General features: G+C 46.1%; 19 protein-coding genes. 16 read left to right on the forward strand and 3 right to left on the reverse strand.

Translation table 11 applies throughout. The features are described from left to right. Nucleotides 1-247: 247 nt before the first annotated feature. Nucleotides 248-1,231: a nuclease-related domain-containing protein gene (locus NFS43_RS10885; protein ID WP_251551695.1), complete on the reverse strand. Its 984-nt coding sequence runs from the start codon at nucleotides 1,229-1,231 to the stop codon at nucleotides 248-250. 168 nt (nucleotides 1,232-1,399) lie between these two features. On the opposite strand from NFS43_RS10885, the gene NFS43_RS10890 reads away from it, so the two are divergent. The 12 genes from NFS43_RS10890 (at nucleotide 1,400) to NFS43_RS10945 (ending at nucleotide 14,692) form a co-directional block, all read left to right on the forward strand. Next, complete coding sequence (locus NFS43_RS10890; protein WP_251551696.1) at nucleotides 1,400-2,023, forward strand: TetR/AcrR family transcriptional regulator; 624 nt, start codon at nucleotides 1,400-1,402, stop codon at nucleotides 2,021-2,023. Between the two features lie 14 nt (nucleotides 2,024-2,037). After that, nucleotides 2,038-2,922, forward strand: coding sequence for an ABC transporter ATP-binding protein (locus NFS43_RS10895; RefSeq protein WP_251551697.1), 885 nt, complete (start codon nucleotides 2,038-2,040; stop codon nucleotides 2,920-2,922). A 6-nt stretch (nucleotides 2,923-2,928) separates the two neighbouring features. Then, nucleotides 2,929-3,726, forward strand: a complete 798-nt coding sequence (locus tag NFS43_RS10900) for an ABC transporter permease subunit (protein WP_251551698.1) — start codon at nucleotides 2,929-2,931, stop codon at nucleotides 3,724-3,726. A gap of 14 nt (nucleotides 3,727-3,740) precedes the next feature. Next, on the forward strand, nucleotides 3,741-4,538 hold the full coding sequence (locus NFS43_RS10905) for an ABC transporter permease subunit (RefSeq protein ID WP_251551699.1): 798 nt from the start codon (nucleotides 3,741-3,743) through the stop codon (nucleotides 4,536-4,538). Nucleotides 4,539-4,700: 162 nt separating this feature from the next. After that, complete coding sequence (locus NFS43_RS10910; RefSeq protein WP_251551700.1) at nucleotides 4,701-6,428, forward strand: ABC transporter ATP-binding protein; 1,728 nt, start codon at nucleotides 4,701-4,703, stop codon at nucleotides 6,426-6,428. Then, a complete protein-coding gene (locus tag NFS43_RS10915) occupies nucleotides 6,429-8,276 on the forward strand; it encodes an ABC transporter ATP-binding protein (protein WP_251551701.1) in 1,848 nt (615 codons plus the stop codon). It begins immediately after the preceding gene. Between the two features lie 289 nt (nucleotides 8,277-8,565). Further along, a complete protein-coding gene (locus NFS43_RS10920; protein WP_420910322.1) occupies nucleotides 8,566-9,810 on the forward strand; it encodes an MFS transporter in 1,245 nt (414 codons plus the stop codon). A gap of 297 nt (nucleotides 9,811-10,107) precedes the next feature. Next, nucleotides 10,108-11,289 carry an ABC transporter substrate-binding protein gene (locus NFS43_RS10925; RefSeq protein ID WP_251551702.1) on the forward strand — a complete coding sequence of 394 codons (1,182 nt, stop codon included), beginning with the start codon at nucleotides 10,108-10,110 and terminating at the stop codon, nucleotides 11,287-11,289. Between the two features lie 71 nt (nucleotides 11,290-11,360). After that, complete coding sequence (locus NFS43_RS10930; protein WP_251551703.1) at nucleotides 11,361-12,242, forward strand: branched-chain amino acid ABC transporter permease; 882 nt, start codon at nucleotides 11,361-11,363, stop codon at nucleotides 12,240-12,242. A 12-nt stretch (nucleotides 12,243-12,254) separates the two neighbouring features. Beyond that, a complete protein-coding gene (locus NFS43_RS10935) occupies nucleotides 12,255-13,229 on the forward strand; it encodes a branched-chain amino acid ABC transporter permease (protein WP_251551704.1) in 975 nt (324 codons plus the stop codon). After that, a complete protein-coding gene (locus NFS43_RS10940; RefSeq protein WP_251551705.1) occupies nucleotides 13,207-13,983 on the forward strand; it encodes an ABC transporter ATP-binding protein in 777 nt (258 codons plus the stop codon). Before NFS43_RS10935 ends, NFS43_RS10940 begins: the two co-directional genes overlap by 23 nt. A gap of 1 nt (nucleotide 13,984) precedes the next feature. Further along, a complete protein-coding gene (locus NFS43_RS10945) occupies nucleotides 13,985-14,692 on the forward strand; it encodes an ABC transporter ATP-binding protein (RefSeq protein WP_251551706.1) in 708 nt (235 codons plus the stop codon). A 41-nt stretch (nucleotides 14,693-14,733) separates the two neighbouring features. On the opposite strand, the gene NFS43_RS10950 is transcribed toward NFS43_RS10945, so the two are convergent. Next, a complete protein-coding gene (locus NFS43_RS10950) occupies nucleotides 14,734-16,542 on the reverse strand; it encodes a TIGR04190 family B12-binding domain/radical SAM domain protein (protein WP_251551707.1) in 1,809 nt (602 codons plus the stop codon). A 372-nt stretch (nucleotides 16,543-16,914) separates the two neighbouring features. On the opposite strand from NFS43_RS10950, the gene NFS43_RS10955 reads away from it, so the two are divergent. Together NFS43_RS10955 and NFS43_RS10960 are read left to right on the forward strand one after the other, a co-directional pair. Then, nucleotides 16,915-18,756 carry a GAF domain-containing sensor histidine kinase gene (locus NFS43_RS10955; RefSeq protein WP_251551708.1) on the forward strand — a complete coding sequence of 614 codons (1,842 nt, stop codon included), beginning with the start codon at nucleotides 16,915-16,917 and terminating at the stop codon, nucleotides 18,754-18,756. Beyond that, nucleotides 18,731-19,393, forward strand: coding sequence for a response regulator (locus tag NFS43_RS10960; RefSeq protein ID WP_251551709.1), 663 nt, complete (start codon nucleotides 18,731-18,733; stop codon nucleotides 19,391-19,393). The genes NFS43_RS10955 and NFS43_RS10960 overlap by 26 nt, the downstream gene beginning before the upstream one ends. A gap of 121 nt (nucleotides 19,394-19,514) precedes the next feature. Here NFS43_RS10960 and NFS43_RS24390 read toward each other — a convergent pair whose 3' ends face one another. Then, nucleotides 19,515-19,646, reverse strand: a complete 132-nt coding sequence (locus NFS43_RS24390) for a hypothetical protein (RefSeq protein WP_277613935.1) — start codon at nucleotides 19,644-19,646, stop codon at nucleotides 19,515-19,517. Nucleotides 19,647-19,740: 94 nt separating this feature from the next. On the opposite strand from NFS43_RS24390, the gene ybaK reads away from it, so the two are divergent. Next, complete coding sequence (gene ybaK / locus NFS43_RS10965) at nucleotides 19,741-20,217, forward strand: Cys-tRNA(Pro) deacylase (protein WP_251551710.1); 477 nt, start codon at nucleotides 19,741-19,743, stop codon at nucleotides 20,215-20,217. Between the two features lie 138 nt (nucleotides 20,218-20,355). Then, nucleotides 20,356-21,456 carry a PRK06851 family protein gene (locus tag NFS43_RS10970; protein ID WP_251551711.1) on the forward strand — a complete coding sequence of 367 codons (1,101 nt, stop codon included), beginning with the start codon at nucleotides 20,356-20,358 and terminating at the stop codon, nucleotides 21,454-21,456. Nucleotides 21,457-21,494 lie beyond the last annotated feature (38 nt).

Below are 21,494 nucleotides of genomic sequence, written 5' to 3' on the forward strand. Positions count from 1 at the left end.
GCAACTGTCGGGAGAGAAGCCGCCACTGTCGGAAAAGCCGAGCTAACTGTCGAAAAGGAATGCCACTGTCGGATAGGTGAGCGCAACTGTCGGGAGAGAAGCCTCCACTGTCGGAAAAGCCGAGCTAACTGTCGGGAGAGAAGCCGCCACTGTCGGAAAAGCTGAGCTAACTGTCGAAAAGGAATGCCACTGTCGGATAGCCTAGTCCAACTGTCGAAAAGATAGACCACGCCAAGTCACATAAAATCTATTTTTTATTAAAACTACTAACATCCATTAGATACTTCAAATATCTAAACTTGCCTTCAGTCTGCCAATTCATGCTTTGCAACACACGTTTTGCTACCTGGATATCCTCTATCCCCAAAAACTCCCGGCATTCACGATTTGTAATATCTCTCTTCATCAGCAAAAACCAATCAAGCAAATTTTTTTCATGAGCAAGACGGTCATTAACCAAGCAAAAAGGGCAATGCCAAGTCCTGGGAAGCTTAATCATCCCAATTCTGCCGCAATGAAAGCAACGCACTCCAGGCCGGAAAGCACGGCCGGATACTCCATAGGATTCAGAAATTGGTCTGGGGATATAGGGACGATGGCTATGAAGCAGTTCATCGGAAAGCCAGGTAAATGTTTCAAGATCCAGCTTCTTGGTTTGCTGGGGAATACTTTTCATCATGAAGGGAATGGAGTTGGGGAACAAAATCTTCGTTTTAGCCGGGGCAGCCGTAACAATTTGTTTGGGATAGGCCAAAACGACAGCACCGAAGATAGGGAGCCGAATATTATGATGGGCAAGCCAATCTCTCAGCAATTCACAATTTCGGTCTAATTGGGCGACTGGACTTTCAAACCCGTCTCGCTGGCCGTCCTCCCTTGTTCGGATTAACTGTGGAGGGTTATCCCTAAATTCCAGCATGCCCGCAATATTTTTAACTTCTAAAATAAATCCATACCAAGGAGTCTGCACATAGGTGTCCATCTGAAAGCCCTCGTCAGAGGAAGGAGATAAATCGTGAAAGACATGATGTTCAAATGGAATAGGGCTCCTCCTCAGAACCTCAGCCACCCTCTCCTCCCCGCCAATCCCGGCCTCCACCGCCGACTGCTTGGCAGCCAAAATCGGAAGCAGCGGATGCCCCTCGGACAGCCGGGCCTGTCCGGCTAACAATCCTTGAAGCTTCAAAGAAAAATCTCTTTCTTTTACCGTACAAATAGCAACCACCTCCATAAAAATGCCTTACACCATGCATCGTAGCACACCCATTTGCGCGATACTATGCGTGTATGGGCAATTTCATAATTTTGTAAAAAACAACTATTGACCACGGTAGTCAACGGAGGTAAAATTTCATTGACTCATCTGGTCAATCTCTAAAAAAAGGAGGGAATCGATCAATTGTTTTCCAAATTTTTTAGCCTGGAGAAGGAGAAACAAGACCGAATTATTAACGCAGCCATCAAGGAATTTGCCCGGAAAGGATATGATCGGGCGTCCACCAATGAAATCGTCAAAGAAGCCGAAATCTCCAAAGGGCTGCTGTTCCATTATTTCGGCAACAAAAAGAAGCTGTTTTTTTTCCTGTTTGATTATTGCATCGAATTAATCACCGAGGAATTTTATAAAAAAATGGATTTTCAAGAGACCGATTTTTTTGCCCGGATATGGAAGGCCATCTTAACAAAAATGGACCTCCTGGCCATTCATCCTGACCTCTTCAAATTTTTCGAGCATATGTTTCTCGATGAATCAGCAGAAATAAAAGAGGAGCTGGAAACACGAAAAAAAGAAATAACCTCGATAAATTTTGGCCGAATTTATGAAGGAATCGACATGACCAAATTCAGGGAAGATGTTGAACCTGAAAAAATCTTGAAGATCATCACCTGGACATTTGAACGATTAAGTGACGAAGCACTCCGGGAAGCAAAGCTGACGCCAGAGCGAGAAATCAATTATCCACAAGTGGTAGAAGAAACGAAAGAATATATCGAAGTGTTAAAACAAGTTTTTTACCAATAAGGGGGCTTGCAAAAATGAATGTAATTGAGATCAAAAACCTGACAAAGAATTACGGCAAATCAAGAGGGATCACCGACATCAGCTTTAACGTCGAAGAGGGCGAGATTTTCGGGTTTATCGGGCCAAACGGCGCCGGCAAGTCCACCACCATCCGCACCCTGCTGTCATTAATCTATCCGACCAGCGGCAGTGCCGCGATTTTCGGTAAGGACTGCATCCAATATGCCCCGGAAATCAAGAAGGAAATCGGCTACCTGCCTTCTGAAGTTTTTTACTATGACAATATGAAGGTAAAGGACCTATTAAACTATTCCGCCAGTTTTTATAAAAAAGACTGCAGCAAGAGAATCAAAGAGCTGGCCGAAATCATGGACCTTGATCTCAATAAAAAAATCGATGACCTATCGCTTGGAAACAAAAAGAAGGTTGGGATTGTCCAAGGGCTGCTGCATTCGCCTAAGCTGATCATTCTCGACGAACCGACCAGCGGCCTCGACCCGCTGATGCAGCAAAAGTTTTTTGAACTGCTGGAAGAAGAAAATAAAAAGGGCGCGACGATCTTATTTTCTTCGCATATCCTCAGTGAAGTGCAGCGATTATGCAACCGAGTAGCCATTATCAAGGAAGGCAAAATAGTTACCGTTGAAAAAATCAGCACCTTAAAGGAAAACAACTATAAGAAATTCAAGGTGGAAACAAAAGAGCCGCTTGACGCCAATTATTTCAATCTTGACGGCATCAACAATCTAACTGTTGACGGCCCTATCACCAGTTTCCTGTTCAGGGGCAACATCAATGCCGTGATGCAAAAGATTGCTGCAATTGACATTGCCAACCTTTGGATTGAAGAGCCTGATCTTGAGGAGATTTTCATGCATTACTATGAAAAGGAGGCCTAGGAAACTATGAATATATTCATGCATGAAATGAGGGCGAATCGGAAATCAACCATCATTTGGTCCATCTCCTTGATCCTGTTGACCATTTTGTTTATGTCGATGTACACAGCCTTCTCAAAGGATGCGGAGGAATTTATCAACGTCATGTCCAATTATCCGGAGCCGGTCAGAAGAGCATTCGGGATTAATCTTGATGATTTTTTTTCGATCCTTGGTTTTTATAGTTATCCGCTTTCAATCATTACTCTTTGCGGCGCAATTCAGGCGATGAATCTCGGGACGGGGATTGTCAGCAAGGAGATCCGGGAAAAAACAGCCGATTTCCTCCTGACAAAACCGGTCACAAGGACCGCTATTTTAACGGCAAAGGTATTGGCAGCCTTTTTTTCGCTTGTCATCACATTCGTCCTTTTCTTTGCAGCGGCAGTTCTTATGGCAAACGCCGTAAAAACGGATGACTTCAGCCTGAAAATCTTCTTTTTGCTGTCACTGACTGTGCTGTTGGTGCAGTTGATCTTCATGGCGATTGGCATCATGGTTTCGGTCATTGCCCGGAAACTAAAATCAGTCCTGGCTGTGTCGCTTCCGATTGTCTTTGCCTTTTACTTTGTGGGGATGTTCTTTGATACGACAGAGGAGGAAGCCAAACGTTATATCTCGCCATTTAAATATTTTGATACAGCCTATATCATGAAGCATGCGGGCTTAGAAGCGCCGTTTTTACTGGCAGGGGCGATGATTGTCATTCTGGCCATTGCCGCGAGTTATTTTGTCTATTCCAAAAAGGATATCCACGCGGTGTAAAGGGGGCGTAAATCATGAATATATTTTTAAAAGAATTGAAGTCACACCGGAAATCACTGATTTTTTGGTGCATTGGCGTCTTTTTGATGGTCGCATCGGGGATGATGAAATATGAAACCTATAAGTCCTCTGGCCAATCGCTGGAAGATATGATCAAAGAGCTGCCTAAATCGCTGAGAGCTGTACTGGGTTTTAATGATTTGGATGTCACGAAGGCGAGCGGCTATTTTGGCATGCTAGTCATCTATTTGCTCCTCATGGCCACCATCCACGCCGCCATGCTCGGAGCGGCCATCATCGCGAAGGAAGAGCGGGACAAAACATCGGAGTTTTTGTTCGTTAAGCCCGTATCGCGCCATACCATCATTACGGCAAAACTTCTGGCGGCCTTCGTGAATATTGTCATTTTCAACCTGGTCACCTTTGCATCATCCGTTATGTTGTTGAACCAATACTCTGATGGAGAGGATGTCACTGGCAATATCGCCGTCAACATGGCGGCCATGTTCATTTTGCAAGTCCTGTTTATGGTTATCGGCACCGCCCTTGCAGCTTGGAAACGAAGGCCCAAGAATGCTGCTTCGCAGGCAGCGGGTATCCTGCTGCTGACCTACGTGCTGTCGATTGCCATCGATTTGAACGAAAAAATGGAAAATCTTAAATATCTCACTCCATTTAAATATTTTGAGGCCAAAAACATCATGGATGGCGGCGGATTAGATGGGGTGTTCGTACTGATATCGATGGTGCTCATAGCTGTCCTCACAGCTGTTACGTATCTGTGTTATCGAAAAAGAGACTTGAGTGCATAAAGGAAGGACCGGGTTGGCTGCCCCGGTCTTTTTGCGGCTTATAAGGGTCTGTCAGACGCCGGGTTTTCTTTTCTGGATAAAAATGAAAGCTTTATTAGTTGTTTATTGGAAGGAATCAAACCTATAATACAGTTATTCAGATTCAAGCACCGAGGTGGGACCATGGGGTTTTTTAAAAAATACATAAAGAAATATTGGAAGTCGTTTAGTACCGCGGTTTTATTCCTTACGATTGAGGCGGTCTGCGATCTGCTGCAGCCAACGGTGATCGCCCATATTGTCGATAATGGCGTCGCCAATAAGGATTTGCATTACGTGTTAAAAATGGGCGGTTTGATGCTTGGCATTACTGCGATAGGTGCTGTTGCCGCCTCGACCCGAAGCATTATGGCCAGCATCACGTCACAAGGCTTTGGCACAGAGCTGAGAAGTGATTTGTTTAAAAAAGTCCAAACCTTATCTTTTAAAAATCTCGATAAATTTGAACGGGCCTCGCTTGTTACAAGGCTCACCAATGATGTCACGCAGGTACAGGTGTTTGTTAACGGGCTGATGCGGATCTTCGTCAAGTCGCCGCTGCTGGCCATTGGCGGGCTGATCATGGCTTCAAGGCTGAACATGCACCTCGCGGTTGTCCTTGCGGCCGTCGTGCCAATTGTTGCCATTTTAATTGTCCTCAATATGAAATTTGGCTTTCCTTTATTCTCCAAGGTCCAGAATGCCTTGGACCGGGTCAACCTGGTGATGCGGGAATATTTATCCGGAGTCAGGGTAGTTAAGGCATTTAACCGGTTCGGCGTTGAAGTGGAGAAATTTTCTAGGGCAAATGAACAGTTCAAGGATCAATCGATTGCTGCCAGCCGGGTAATGGCGGTATTCAGCCCGGCAATTATGCTGACCGTGAATTTGGGGATTGTGGCGGTGCTTTGGCTAAGCGGGATCGGGGTCGAATCAGGAACAGTCCAGGTTGGCCAAACCATTGCATTTATCAACTACATGACGCAAATTTTATTTTCCTTGATGATGATTTCCATGGTATTTAATATGTTTGTCCGTGCCAGGGCATCTTCGGCAAGAATCGGAGAAGTATTTGCCGAAGAGGATGATTTCTCCTGGACAAAGGAAACCATCTCCTCCCCTGCTGAGACCGGAAGAATTGATTTTGAAAATGTCAGCTTTTCCTATGATCTGAATGGTGAAGAACCAGTATTGAAAAATATCAATCTGGCTATCCTTCCCGGGGAAACCGTCGGGATCATCGGCTCCACAGGTTCCGGAAAAAGTACATTGGTCAAGCTGATTCCCCGCTTTTATGACGTGGTGAGCGGCTCGATCAAAGTGGACGGAGTGGATGTCAAGGATGTGAATCCAAAGGCACTGCGTGAGAGGATCGCTTTTGTTCCGCAAAAAAATATTTTGTTTACTGGAACCGTGGCGGAAAATATCCGCTGGGGCAAAGAGGATGCGGACCTGCCAGAAATTGAGGCAGCCGCACAGGTTGCCTGTGCTGAGGAGTTTATTGCGGCTTCCCCGGAAGGTTATGAAACCAAAATTGGGCAGGGCGGTGTTAATTTTTCGGGCGGGCAGAAGCAGCGGCTGGCGATTGCCAGGGCTTTAGTCAAAAAACCGGAGATCCTGATCTTGGACGACAGCACGAGTGCCGTTGATGTCGCCACTGAGGCCAAAATGAAGGCAGGCTTAAAAACCTATGCCAGCGGAATTACCTGCATTTTGATTGCCCAGCGGATCACCTCGATGATGGATGCGGATAAAATTGTGGTGCTGGATCACGGAGAAATTGCCGGTATCGGGACCCATGACCAGCTCTTAAAGGAATGTACGGTTTATCAGGAAATTTATCGGTCACAAATGGGCAAGGAGGTGGTGTAGATGGCAAACGGGACACCACAGAAGAACAACCCTCCGGGACCGCCGCCGCTTCGGCCTGGCGGTCCACACCAGCGCGGGCCGGTTGTCAAACCAAAGAATTTTAAAGGCACGCTTAAGCGGTTGTGGGATTATTTTGGAAAAGAAAAAAAGATGCTGACGATCATCTTTATGTTTATCATCATCGATGCAGTTCTGGTTCTGCTTAACCCCTATTTAATTGGCAAAGCGATCGACGCGATGAGTGTAACAAAAGGGGGAGTCAATTTCAGCTTTCTGGAAGTCATGATTATCGTGCTGATCAGCGCCTATGCGGCAAGTGCGGTCCTCAATTTCTTGCAAGGCTGGCTGATGGCTGGCGTTGCCCAGCGGATTGTCCGGGAATTAAGAGATTCCCTGTTTAAAAAGCTGCAGCGGCTGCCGGTGGCCTTTTTCGATAAACGGCCGCACGGCGAATTGATGAGCAGGCTCTCAAATGATGTGGATAATGTCAGCAGCACGATTTCGCAGTCAACCACCCAGTTAATGTCCGGGCTGATTGGCATTGCCGGGTCGCTCGTGATGATGCTCGTGTTAAGCCCTATTTTAACATTGGCAAGTTTAATTACGGTGCCGCTTGTCTATTTGCTCACTAGGAGCATTGCCAAGCGGACCAGTGTGCTATTTAAAAATCAGCAGGTTCAGCTGGGAAAATTGAATGGCCAGATTGAAGAAACGATTTCCGGAATTGAAGTGGTAAAGGCCTTTAACCATGAGGAGAAGGTGATTGAGGAGTTTGATGAGGTCAACACGAAGCTGCGTGAGGTCGGCCTTAAGGCGCAAATTTGGTCGGGATTTTTGATGCCTATCATGAATGTCATCGGAAATCTTGGCTTTGCGGTGGTGGCGATCGTGGGCGGTGTGCTTGCAGTCAATGACCTGATTACTGTTGGGGCAATCGCCAGCTTTATCACCTACTCCAGGCAGTTTGTCCGCCCGCTCAATGATCTTGCGAATATTTTTAATATCCTCCAGTCCGGTGTGGCCGGGGCTGAGCGTACTTTTGAGGTTATCGATGAGCAGGAGGAGCCGGATGATCCGCCTCACGCCGTTCGGCTTGAGAGTCCCCGCGGCCATGTGGCCTTTGATCATGTCAGTTTTGGCTATCGTCCGGATGTGCCGATTTTAAAAAACGTCAGCTTTGAGGTCGAAGCGGGTACGAGTATCGCCTTGGTCGGCCCGACCGGCGCCGGGAAAACGACGGTGGTAAATCTCCTGACAAGGTTTTATGATGTGACAGCCGGCAGTATCCGGCTTGATGGCCGCGACATTCGCGATTATACAAGGGACAGCCTGCGGCGCTGTTTTGGGTTCGTCCTTCAGGATACGTATTTGTTCACTGGGACGATTAAAGAAAATATTAAGTACGGGAAGCCGGATGCAACGGATGAAGAAATCGTTACGGCGGCCCGGATGGCGGGGGCGGATGGCTTCATCAGGCGGCTCCCGCGCCAATATGAAACGCTTTTATCGGAAAATGGCGGGAATTTAAGCCAAGGGGAGCGCCAGCTGCTGGCAATTACGCGGGTCATGCTGGCAAAGCCCTCCCTATTGATTTTGGATGAGGCGACAAGCAGTATTGATACGAGGACCGAGCTCCATATTCAGAAGGCGATGCTTGCCCTTATGGAGAATCGCACCAGCTTTATCATTGCTCACCGGCTGAACACGATTCGTGATGCCGACATCATAATGGTCATTGATCAAGGTGAAGTGATCGAGGCGGGCAGTCATGAGCAGCTAATGGCGAAACAAGGAAGATATTATCAGATGTTTTCCAGCCAGTTCAAAAATGCGGAAACAGCTAGCTAAAACGGTTGGCCACTGACAGAGAGCAGTGGCCATTTTTTTATTGGTAGATTTCCTGATATATTGATTATTTTCCTGATAAATCTCAAATTTTGCTGATATAGATCATTTTTTGCTGATATATTTAAATTTTTCCTGATAAATTTGCCGGCCCAATTTATTGGTTAGGCATTATTTTTTTGATGACAACTGTAAAGACACCTGTTAAACTAGTCCGTAGATCGCTTTTTCCTAGTGTAAAATGATTTTTGGGGAATAATGTAAATAGCATGCTGAACTTGGAGGGATTAAAATGAATGGCACAAAACAGGCTGCCGGGGGACAAATCTGGGGATTGAAGAAGGAGTCCGCTTCCAGCCGAAAATTATTGGGGATCGCCGGCATGGGCTGGATGTTTGATGCGATGGACGTCGGAATGCTGTCATTTATCCTGGCCGCCTTGCAGACTGAGTGGCAGCTGACCCCGGGACAAATGGGCTGGATTGGCAGCATCAACTCCATCGGGATGGCTGCCGGGGCATTTATTTTTGGGATTATGGCCGATAAAGTCGGACGTAAACAGGTCTTTATCATTACGTTATTGCTGTTTTCATTAGCGAGCGGTGCATCGGCCTTTGCCACCACGTTTACCGTCTTTATTATACTAAGATTTCTCATTGGCATGGGATTGGGCGGAGAACTTCCGGTCGCCTCTACGCTGGTTTCGGAGAGTGTTCCGGCTGAAAAGCGCGGCAGGACAGTCGTTCTCTTGGAAAGCTTTTGGGCTGGCGGCTGGCTGGCGGCTGCCGTCATTTCCTATTTTATCATTCCAAAGTATGGCTGGCAGACGGCCCTCATTATAAGCGCCCTCCCTGCCCTGTATGGATTGTATTTGCGGATTGGGCTTCCGGATTCGCCAAAATACACCGAGATGCAAGCAAAGCCAAAGCCAACGGTTGCCCAAAGCTTAAAGGATTTATGGTCCAAGGGTCATGGCCGGCAGACGGCAGTACTGTGGATTGTCTGGTTTTGTGTGGTGTTCTCCTACTATGGCATGTTTTTGTGGCTCCCGAGTGTCATGGTGATGAAGGGCTTCAGCTTAATTCAGAGCTTTCAATACGTGCTGATCATGACACTGGCACAGCTGCCAGGCTATTTTACCGCTGCTTGGTTTATTGAAAAAATCGGACGGAAATTTGTATTGGGCGCCTATCTCATCGGGACTGCCGTGAGTGCCTATTTCTTCGGCACCGCTGACTCGCTCGGCCTGTTAATGGCATCCGGCATCCTGCTATCCTTTTTTAACCTTGGAGCCTGGGGCGGCCTTTACGCCTACACGCCGGAGCAATACCCGACCTCGATCCGGGCAACTGGAACAGGAATGGCGGCGGCGGTCGGAAGGCTGGGAGGCGTGCTGGGACCGCTGTTGGTCGGCAGCTTTGTTGCGCGGAATGTATCGGTATCGATGATTTTTACGATCTTTTGTATAGCCGTCTTAGTTGGCGCCTTTACTGTCTTATTTTTGGGAAAAGAAACGAAAAAACAAGAATTAGCATAATAAATTAGGGAATAGGATCTCTCGCTTGAGAGGTCTTTTTTTATGTTGGAAAAACCGAAATCATTTTGGGACAAAACTTTTAGGAACCTAGCTGTTTTCCAGTCTTTGGTCCTTTATTGAGTTAACACTATAAAGACTATAGAAATATTAATATTTATTATTTTCTAAATTATTTTAAAAAAACAAATCTTTTGACTAGACGAACGACCTATTATTATGTACAATGTTTTCAGAATATTATCTCTTTTTAGATAAGTAAAGATAACTTGGGAAATTTTATAAAACGGGGGTAAAGAAATGAGAAAAAGAAAACTTGCTGGAATATTCATGTCGCTAATGGCAGCGGCAGGTGTTATTGCCGGCTGCAGTTCATCCAGTTCAAGCGGCGGCGGAAGTGACGAAGGCGGAGAGATCAAGATTGGCGCGAACCTGGAACTGTCGGGCGGTGTGGCATCCTACGGCCAATCTATTAAAGAAGGCATTGATTTGGCACTCGAGGAAATTAACAAAGAGGGAATTGACGGGAAAAAGATCAAGCTTGTCACTTATGACAATAAGTCAGAAGCACCAGAAGCAATTGCCGGTGCAACCAAGCTGATCAGCCAGGATAAGGTTGCGGCGATCATCGGCTCAGCGACGAGCGGAAATACGAAGGCCCAAATTGAAATTGCCCAAAGCAACAGCACACCTTTATTAACACCTACTGGCACGGCTTCTGATGTAACCGTGAAAGACGGCAAACTGAATGATTTCGTTTTCCGTACCTGTTTCATTGACCCGTTCCAAGGGACGGTTGCAGCCCAGTTCGCAGCGCAGGATCTGAAGGTAAAAACGGCAGCGATCTTTATTGACAGTTCAAGTGACTACTCAAAAGGTTTGGCCGATTCCTTTAAAGAGAAATTTGAGGCAGAAGGCGGAAAAATTGTAACGCAAGAGGCATATGTGGCAAAAGATACTGACTTTCATTCCCAGTTAACGAATATAAAAGGAAAAAATCCTGATTTCGTGTTTATTCCTGGCTATTATGAGGAAGTCGGCCTGATTGTCAAACAAGCCCGTGAATTAGGCCTTACGGTTCCATTAATGGGAGCTGACGGATGGGATTCTCCTACATTAGTTGACCTTGCTGGAAAAGAGGCATTAAACAATACATTTATCACAAATCACTATTCCTCTGGCGATGACGATGCTAAGGTACAAGAATTTGTCAAGGCATTTAAAGCCAAGTACAAGGACAAATCTCCAGATGCCTTCAATGCTTTAGGATATGATTCTGCTTATTTCATTGCCGATGCGATTAAGCGTGCCGGCAGCAGCGACCCTAAGAAAATTCAAAAGGCGCTTGCCGAAACAGATGGACTTGAGCTGGTTACGGGTGTCATGAAGCTTGATAAGAACCATGATCCGATTAAGTCTGCGGTCATCCTTGAATATAATGATGGCGAGCAGCAATTCAAATCAAAGGTAGACCCTGAATAGAATAGCAATGAATAGGGAGAGCGGGGTCTCCCTATTCGCTTTTAAAGTCCTTTCTAAGGAGTGTTTTGGACATGGAACAATTTATACAGCAGCTGGTTAACGGTATTTCCTTGGGGAGTATCTACGCGTTGATTGCCCTTGGCTATACGATGGTATACGGAATTGTGAAACTGATTAACTTCGCCCATGGGGACGTCTTCATGGTCGGCGCATTTATTGGCTTTTATTCGATTACGATATTAGATTTGGGATTTTTCCCGGCATTGTTAATCTCCATGGCAGCTTGCGCCATCTTTGGGGTGTTAATTGAACGGATTGCTTACAAGCCGCTAAGGAATGCGACAAGGATTGCGGCATTGATCACCGCCATAGGCGTATCGCTGTTCATTGAGTATGGAACGATTTATCTTCGCGGTGCACAGCCGGAGGCGTACCCGAATGATGCAGTTCCGTTAAAAAGCATCGAGCTTTTTGGTGTGAAAATCAGCGGCCAGTCGATTCTGATACTAGCCGTATCGATCATCTTAATGATTGTCCTTCAATTCATTGTCCATAAAACCAAGATTGGCAAAGCCATGAGGGCGGTTTCCCATGACATGGATGCAGCCAGATTAATGGGGATTAATGTCAACAACACGATATCTGCTACATTTGCGATCGGCTCTGCTCTTGCCGGGGCTGCCGGCGTCATTTTTGGCATGTATTATACAAAAATTGACCCATTAATGGGGATTATCCCGGGATTGAAGGCATTTGTCGCGGCAGTATTAGGCGGAATCGGCATGATTCCTGGCGCGATGGTCGGGGGATTGCTGCTCGGTGTTATCGAGGCTCTCGTAAGTGCAGTCGGCGGTTCACTATGGCGCGATGCCGTTGCCTTTGTTGTCCTTATTTTAATATTAATTTTCCGCCCTGCCGGCCTTTTTGGCAAAAATGTCAGGGAAAAGGTGTAGGGGGCGAGAGATATGGCGAAAAGTACAAAAAATGTAAAGAGTTTTTGGGGCACCATCGTGTTAGTGATTATTTTGTCCGTCGTCATCCAATTTCTCATTAATGGGGGTACGCTAAACCCGTTTTATGTCAATACCTTATATTCGATTGGCATTAATATTATCTTGGCTGCCAGCCTGCATTTAATTATCGGGATTACCGGGCAGTTTTCGATTGGACATGCTGGCTTCCTTGCTGTTGGTGCCTATGCCTCGGCGATTGTCACGATGAAATTGGCGCTGCCGTTCCCGGTTGCCATAATAGCCGCAGGGCTGGCTGCAGCGGTTGCCGGATTGATTATCGGGATTCCGACATTAAGGCTGCGCGGCGATTATTTGGCAATTGCTACGCTCGGGTTTGGCGAGATTGTCCGGATTGCCTTTTTAAATATTGACTATGTCGGCGGTGCCAGCGGGATGACGGTTTCCCATCTGATCACCTGGCCAATTCTGATTACCTGTGTCTTGATCACCATCATTGTTATTGTGAACTTTACGAATTCCACCCATGGCCGGGCATGTCTGGCGATAAGGGAAAACGAAATTGCGGCAGATGCGATGGGAATCAATACGACCTTTTATAAGGTCATGGCGTTTGCGATTGGCGCCTTTTTTGCCGGCGTGGCCGGAGCCCTGCATGCCCATAACTTTTATATTATTCAGCCTGTCAACTTTGGCTTTTTAAAATCGTTTGATATTTTGATCTTTGTGGTGCTTGGCGGACTTGGCAGTATGTCCGGATCCGTCATCGCGGCGATTTTACTGACGATTATTTCCACCTTCCTGTCCAGCTATCCGGAAGTGCGGATGGTCATCTACAGCCTGGTGCTGATTGTGATGATGCTGTTCCGTCCGCAGGGGTTAATGGGCACCAAAGAAATTACCGCATTCTTTAAGGCTGGCCGGTCTGCTAAAGGAGGCATGCAAAATGACAAACACACCGTTGCTTAAAGTCGATCATGCCGGCATCCGCTTTGGCGGTTTAAGGGCTGTATCGGATGTTAATATGGAATTGAAAGAAGGAGAATTGGCCGGATTAATTGGTCCTAACGGTGCTGGAAAAACTACCTTTTTCAACCTGCTGACAGGGGTTTATGTTCCAACCGAGGGCAGCATTTTGCTGGATGGCAAAAGGTTAAACGGTCTGGCCCCGTATAAAATTACGAAAAAGGGCATCAGCCGGACGTTTCAAAACATAAGGCTATTCAGTGACTTGACGGTATTGGATAATGTAAAGGTGGCTTACCACTCGCTTGCCAAACATTCGATCGCCAGCTCAATCCTGAGGCTTCCTTCCCACTTCTCGGGAGAGAAGGAAATGGAAGAAAAGGCGATCGAATTTTTGAAAATTTTTAAGCTGGATGGCGTGATGGAGGAGCAGGCAAAAAATCTGCCGTACGGGCAGCAGCGCCGGCTGGAAATTGCCCGGGCTTTGGCTGCAAATCCGCGGCTGCTCCTGCTCGATGAACCGGCGGCTGGGATGAATCCTCAGGAGACAGAGGAACTGATGAATCTTATCGCGTTAATCCGGGAGAAATTTTCATTAACGATTTTGTTGATTGAGCATGATATGAATCTAGTAATGGGTGTTTGCGAGAGGATTTATGTGCTGGACCATGGCCAATTGATTGCCGACGGCACGCCGGAACAAATCAGAAACAATCCAAAAGTCATCGAAGCGTATCTCGGCGAGGAGGTCTCTTAACATGCTGAAAATTAAGGATATCAACGTTTATTACGGCAATATTCATGCCTTAAAGGGAGTCTCGCTGGATATTCAGGCTGGTGAGATTGTGACACTAATTGGGGCCAATGGGGCGGGAAAAAGTACGCTGTTAAAAACGATTTCCGGTTTATTAAAACCAAAAAGCGGCGAGATTCTGTTTGAAGGCGAGCATTTGGCAGGCAAGGTTCCGCAGACGATTGTGAAACGGGGAATTTCGCAGGTCCCGGAAGGACGCCGCGTGTTTGCAAATATGTCGGTGGAGGAGAATCTGGAATTGGGTGCTTACCTGCGCAAGGATAAAAGTGGCATCCAAGAGGATTTCCAGAAGGTCTATCAATTATTTCCACGCCTGCATGAACGCCTTAAGCAGCAGTCCGGCACGCTGTCAGGGGGAGAACAGCAGATGCTGGCAATGGGGCGTGCGTTAATGGCCCGCCCTAGGCTGCTTTTGCTTGATGAACCATCGATGGGGCTGGCACCGCTGCTGGTCAAGACCATCTTCCGGATCATTGAGGAAATCAACCAAACCGGAACAACCATCCTGCTCGTAGAACAAAATGCCAATATGGCACTATCGATTGCTGACCGTGCTTATGTCATCGAAACAGGAAAAATAGTCGCCTCGGGCACAGCTGAAGAACTAGGGGAAAGCGACCAAATTCGAAATGCCTATCTTGGCGGGCACTAAAAAAAAGAAGCGGGATTTGGAAGATCCAATTCCCGCTATTTTTACATATCTGCCTTTCTCCGTTCAGCATCGAGCTTGAATTGATATCGGTGCTGCGGCTGGAGCATATGTTTGAACTTGATTTTATATTCCTCATACAGTTGTTCAAGACCCACCAATGCAAGGGAGAAGAAGTTGGCATAATTCTTTTGTACCTCCCACTTCAACTCGTTCTTGCCGCAAATGCTGTACTTGTTTAATTGTTCAATTTCCTCTTGGAGCTTATCCAGTTCCGGCTTTTGCTGTTCCACAGGAAGCGCCAAAATATAGTCGATTTTTTCAATATATGCCTGTGATTTTTCAATCTTCTCTTTGATTTCAAGATGTCCGGCCTTGTCAATCAAGTGATACCTTAATTTAAAGTCGTTCAGCTTCTGGGCGGCTTCATAGGTCGAATTGACGATGTCATCCCGGGTCATTTCCTTTGTTTCGAAGCTTAACATATGCTTCCAGGATGGCTGGCATATTGCCTGGCGGTGATCCTCCAGCGTGTGGCAGAATTTTTTATAGCCATAGATTTCCGGATGCTCAAATGCCGGGCTGGCCGGATCCAGGAACGGCGCCAGCGGGGCAACAAAGTAGAAAATTCTCGGATCCTTGTTGCAGGCAAGATGGATTTGCTCGCAAAAATCAATGTTGGCAACGGCGCTTTGATACGTCTGGCCAGGCACTCCGACCATGAAGAACAGGTCGATTTTTTTACAGCTGTGCTTTAACGCGAAATTTAAGGTTTCGATAACCTTTTGGTTGGTGCAGTTAAATTTCCCATTGAATCGGCGGAGGCCCTCTTCATAGGTTTCCAAAGTAATTTCAATGCTGTATTTTGGACAGCTGTCCTCCATCATTTTAAAGAATTCCTCATCGGCATATTGGAATAATTCAAACACAATTTCATTTTTCAAATTCAGTTCTTTTAATCCGCTGAAAAATTCCCTCACATACTCGCGTCCGCCTTGGCGCAGATCATGCAGGATAAAGATCGGCGCCCGGCTGAATCGGGAAATAAATTGGATATCCTCAATCAGCTTTTTCGGGGACCGTAACGCCAGCTGGTTCCGGTTGCAGTTCTGGTCGTAGGCATCTCGGGAACCGCCGCAGATCAGGCAGTTTTGTGTGCAGCCGCGGGCTGTCAGCAAGGCGGTGTTCGGGTATTGCAGCCAGCCGTTGTATGGCAGCGGATCAAGGAAATTCCGGTATTTGAACACGGAGCGCACCGTATAACGGTAGCCAGGAACGTCCACATCATCCAAGTCGGAAGGGACATACGTAATGGGGTTATAGCCGATTTCCTTGCCTTTTTTCCAGGTCAGATTCGGGATATCCGCATAATGGGTATTTCCGGTCTCCAATTTATTCATCAATAGCAGCATCAGCTTTTCGGTGGAGTCACCGCGCATTACGAAATCGATGAACGAATATTCAATCAATTCCTTGTGGTAGTAGGTCGAGGATAGCCCGCCGAAGATTATTGGCGTTGTTGGGTGGAGCTCCTTTACCAGCTTCGCCAATTCAATGCTGCCATGGGCATGCGGCAGCCAGTGCAGGTCAATTCCGAACGCACGTGTTTTTATATTTCTTAGTTTTTTCTCCACATCAAAGGATTCGCTCATTAACATTCTGTTTGCTATATTGATAATCTTGACCCGCAGGCCGTATTGTTCTAAATAATCCGCAATGCTCGTAAGCCCTATCGGATACATTTCAAAAACGGGCGATGATGGGACCACATCGCTGATTGGGCCGGCAAGCAGGGAATTTTTCCGAAAGTCGTAAACACTTGGTGCATGCAGCAGCACTAAATCATATTTCATCCTTCTCACTCCAACTCGTATTTGCTGAAAGACAGCATATTTTTATGTCATAAGTCCACAAGAGGCTTGGATTTGTGATGTTTTTCACAAGAATAAGTAAATGACTATAGAAGAAATTCTATCTTGCTGCTACTAGTTTACTATAATAAAAGCTTGCTGCATGGCGAAACATTGACGAATTTTCGTTAATTTTGTGGAAATTCTGTGGAAATGGTTTGTTTTTATTGGGAAAATTAATGAAATCATAGGAATACTTTACTCCTATATTGTGTTTTGATATGTAAATAAAGTAAACTTAAATTAACAGAAAATTGGATAATTTAGCGGCGGAATGGTGGTGCTAGGGGAATGGGCAATCCAGGTGAATTTCAGATGAGAGAAAGGCTGGCAAGAACCCTAATGTGGCTGACTACCTTTATTGGTGCTTGGCTTTTCCTTCAATTCGGCATCTTGCAGCTAACCGATCAGGCAGAGCCGGAGATTTTGGCCCTATTAGTGATGATGCTGATGGTGGTGGAGCTGTTTCCCCTGCCAATTTGGAGGGGAAGTGTAACGGTTTCTTTCCCGATTGTTTATGTCATTTATACGGTTGGCGGGCTGCCCTTTACGCTAGCAGCCTTTGGAACGATTGCCGCAGCCGTGAATCTCCTCCAAAGGCGGCCGCTTCGGATTGCCCTATTTCATCCGGCTTTATTAATCATTAGTTTTCTTTGTGGTTATTGGATAACGGATGCGCTGTTCCCTTTGCTGCCGTATGGGGGAGTCTCAACAGTGGCAAGGGGCATGGAGCATTTTAGCCTTTTCATGCTTCCGTTTTATATGATGAATAATTTCATCATCGCGCTTTTGCAGGTGATCCAGCCGCAATCTTACGGCTTTCAGGCTTGGAAGCGGAAGCTGGTCCAAGAAATCAATAGTTTTCTCATTTCTTTCAGCTATTTAGTGCTGTTTGTTGTCGTTAGAATCGAGAACCGAGGAGTCATTGATGCATTCTCTTACTTTTTCTTTTTCTCGCCGCTGGTATGCTTTGCTTTGCTCAGCTCTATTATTGCTAATTTAAAAAAAGAAAAGGCAAAGCTCAAGGCGCTTTTCAGTATTTCGTCCGAGTTGAATAAGAAGATTGCTTTTTCGGATTGGTTAACTTTTTTAAAAGAGAACCTTCAGAAATTTATTGATGCAGAAGCTTGGATTTTATGGAAACGGGACAAGGAAGGCTGGAGGCTGTGCTTTGCTTCAGGGCTCGACAATCAGAAAATAGACTTAGTGGACAGGCTTCCGGAAGGCTTGGACAATATGAGAATGTTAACAGTTTACCATGATACGGCCAAAGCCTCCGGACCGGCTGGAGAGTGTTTCAAAAAAGAGGTTCGTTCCTTGTTGTATGCCCCCTTAATCATTGAAAAGGAATTGGTAGGAATGTTTGTTTTTGGGCGCAGAAGGACAAAAAGCTTTAGGGAGGAAGATATGCAGGCTGCCGCTACACTGGCCAATCAGCTGGCTGTCCTGATCAAAACCAAGTGGCTGTTTGATGAGCAGAAAAAGCGGTTAATTTTGGAGGAAAGAAACCGGATTGCCCGGGATATCCATGATGGGGTGGCACAATCGCTGGCTGGTGCGATCATGAACCTGGAAACCGCCCAGCGCAAGTTCAACAAGCTGCCTGGCGATTCGTTCCGATTAATTCAGGAAAGCACGGAAAAATTGCGGAGGAGTCTTAAAGAGGTCCGCGAATCGATCTACGCTCTTCGTCCCTATCCGACAGAACGGGTGGGTCTCAAAACAGCCATTTTATCCAAAATCAAAACCGTGCAGCAGGAAACGGGTTTACAATTCAGTCTGGAGACGAGGGGGCTGGAGTTCCAGTTAAGTCCGATGGTGGAAAAAATTTTGTTTGATATCTCCCGGGAAAGTGTCCAAAATGCCATAAAGCACGCCCAATGCACGAGAATTGAGATTCTTCTAAGCTACCAAAAGGAAAATGTTTTATTAAAGATCAAGGATAATGGCAAAGGGTTTTCGCTGTTTCAAGCCATGGTCAAGGCACGAAAAGACCCGCATTTTGGAATATTGCATATGAATGAAGCGGCAGAAAAAATTCATGCATCCTTGCAAATCGACAGCAAGCCAGGGGCCGGGACGGAAATTACGTTGACGGTGCCAAGAATGGGAATTGAAGGTAGGGATAAACTTGATCAATCTTATGTTAGTCGATGACCATGCCGTTCTAAGGGATGGGCTAAAAAATATTATTGAAATGGAAACTGATATCCAGGTCGTGTCAGAAGCGGTGAATGGAGACGATGCGATTGCCAAAGTAAAAGAGTCCCAGCCGGATGTGATTCTGATGGATATCAATATTCCTGAAAAGAACGGGATTGAAGCGACGAGAGTCATCAAAAAGCTGTTCCCGGAGATTAAGGTTTTAATGCTAACGATGTATGATCATGACGAATATTTTATGTCCGCCATCCGGGAAGGGGCAGATGGCTATCTGCTGAAGGATGCTCCTTCGCAGAATGTCATTGATGCGATTCGCGGGGTGTCCAATGGGCAGTCTGTGATTCATCCGGCGATGACTAAAAAGTTTTTAGGCTTTTGCCGGCCGAAGGAGGCGGAACCGGAGCTGGAGCCGGCTGAGGGACGGCTGGAATTCACGCTGACGGATCGGGAGAAGGAGGTCTTGTTATGCTTGGTGAGAGGGATGAATAATAAGGATATCGGGCAAACACTCTTTATCAGCGATAAGACTGTAAAAATCCATGTCAGCAATATTTTTAAAAAGCTTGGTGTAAAAAGCCGTTCCCAAGTCGTTATTTATGCGGTGCAGCACCAGCTAGTACCATTTACATAGGATTTAAGGATATAACTTTAGTTAATGGGTAATAGTACCAGTTATACATCTTTTGTTAAATCGTATAGTGGTGTTGGAGGGGGTTCACTTTAAACGTGATCCTCTTTTTTGATTACTGGGCTTAAGTGCCGGTAAACGACTGGAAATGGTTGATAAGTGGAGGAGAAACGCCGGTAAAGTGTGAAAAAGTGCCGATAAAATAGTGAACTTTGCCGGTAAACGAGTCAAAAGCGCCGGTACCCGCTAGAAACACCTTCAGACTTTACAAAATCCCCCAGCACACCACTAGAGCATGGGCCAAACCGGCTGTTATAATAGGTATAATTTTTAATAAAGGGATGATACACATGGCTCTATCAAAAACAAATGCAATGCGGATCCTCGATTCACACAAAATCAGCTACGAAATGCTTACATATGAGAACAAAGACGGCAAAATTGACGGGGTCTCGGTGGCAGAGAAAATCGGCCGGGATCCAAAGGAAGTCTATAAAACACTTGTCACTCAAGGCGCGAGCAAAAACCTATATGTGTTTGTCCTACCAGTTGCAACAGAGCTGGATTTAAAAAAAGCAGCAAAGGCGGCCGGCGAGAAGAACGTGGAAATGATTCCAGTAAAGGATATCCAAAAATGGACAGGCTATATCCGCGGCGGCTGCTCCCCCATCGGCATGAAAAAGCAATATAAAACCTTTATTGATGAAACCTGCCGCCAAATCGATACGATTATCGTCAGCGCCGGAAAAATCGGTGTGCAAATGGTACTGGCACCCGATGAGCTTCAAGAAGTCACCAATGCTGAAATATCTGACATCATCAAATAGCCGATATGGAAGAAAAGCTGCCATAGGCATTCACCTATAACCCCACCTTGGCATAGGCTATGGTGTGAAGATCATGCTGCATCATCTGATCAAAAAGCCAGATTGCAGTGGATTCGTGGAAAAAGGGAGAGTTGATGAATGGCAGGGAAAATAAAGCATTATTTCGCAGGGGGCAACACAGCCAGAGGGTTTTATAATCTGTATGATTCCAATCTCCAGGGACTGGACCGGCTGTTTATTTTAAAAGGCGGTCCGGGAACCGGGAAATCATCTTTGATGAAAAAAATCGGCAGCGAGTGGGTCGAGAAAGGCTTTGATATTGAGTTCCTTCATTGCTCTTCAGATAACGATTCGATTGATGGCGTGCTGATTCCCGCAGTAAAAGTGGGAATTGTGGACGGTACTGCCCCTCATGTCATCGAACCGAAGGCGCCCGGAGCAGTAGAAGAATACATCAACCTGGGTGAAGCATGGGATGCCAAGGTTCTTAGCTCCCATAAGAAAACCATCCAGAAGCTGACCAAGCAAATCAGTGAATCATTCCAAAAGGCGTATGACACGTTTAAGGAAGCGCTGGACATTCACGATGATTGGGAGAAAATCTACATCAACAGTATGGATTTCCAAAAAGCTGACCAATTGACGAAAAAACTGGCAGACGTGTTTTTTGGAAAAATGAAATTAAACAAACAGGCCGATGTCCGCCACCGCTTCCTTGGAGCGGCGACCCCGAAAGGTGCGGTCGACTTTGTCCCGAATCTGACGGAAGACATACAAAAACGGTACTTTATCAAAGGGCGCCCTGGTTCCGGGAAATCCACGATGCTGAAGAAGCTGGCCCAGGTAGCAGAGGAGCGAGGGGTCGATACAGAGGTCTATCATTGTGGCTTTGACCCGCACAGCCTAGATATGCTGATTTTCAGAGAACTAGGAATTGCCATTTTTGACAGCACGGCACCACATGAATATTTCCCAAGCCGCGATGGCGACGAAATCATAGATATGTATGAACTGCTCATTGAGCCGGGCACAGATGAACTATTTGCCGAAACCATCAGCAAAATATCCGCAAATTATAAAAACAAAATGGCCCAAGCCACCAGTCACTTGGCCCGCGCCAAACAACTTCACGACGAACTCGAAGAAATCTACATCACGGCAATGGACTTCTCAAAAGTAGAAAACATCCAACAGAAAATCGCAGAAGAAATCAACCAAATGGCAGGCGTAAGTGCCTAAAAGCAGTGGGGACAGTCCCCCGCCGCTTTAAAACGTTA

It is taken from the genome of Neobacillus muris (assembly GCF_943193175.1).
GTDB classification, from domain to species: domain Bacteria; phylum Bacillota; class Bacilli; order Bacillales; family Cytobacillaceae; genus Neobacillus; species Neobacillus muris.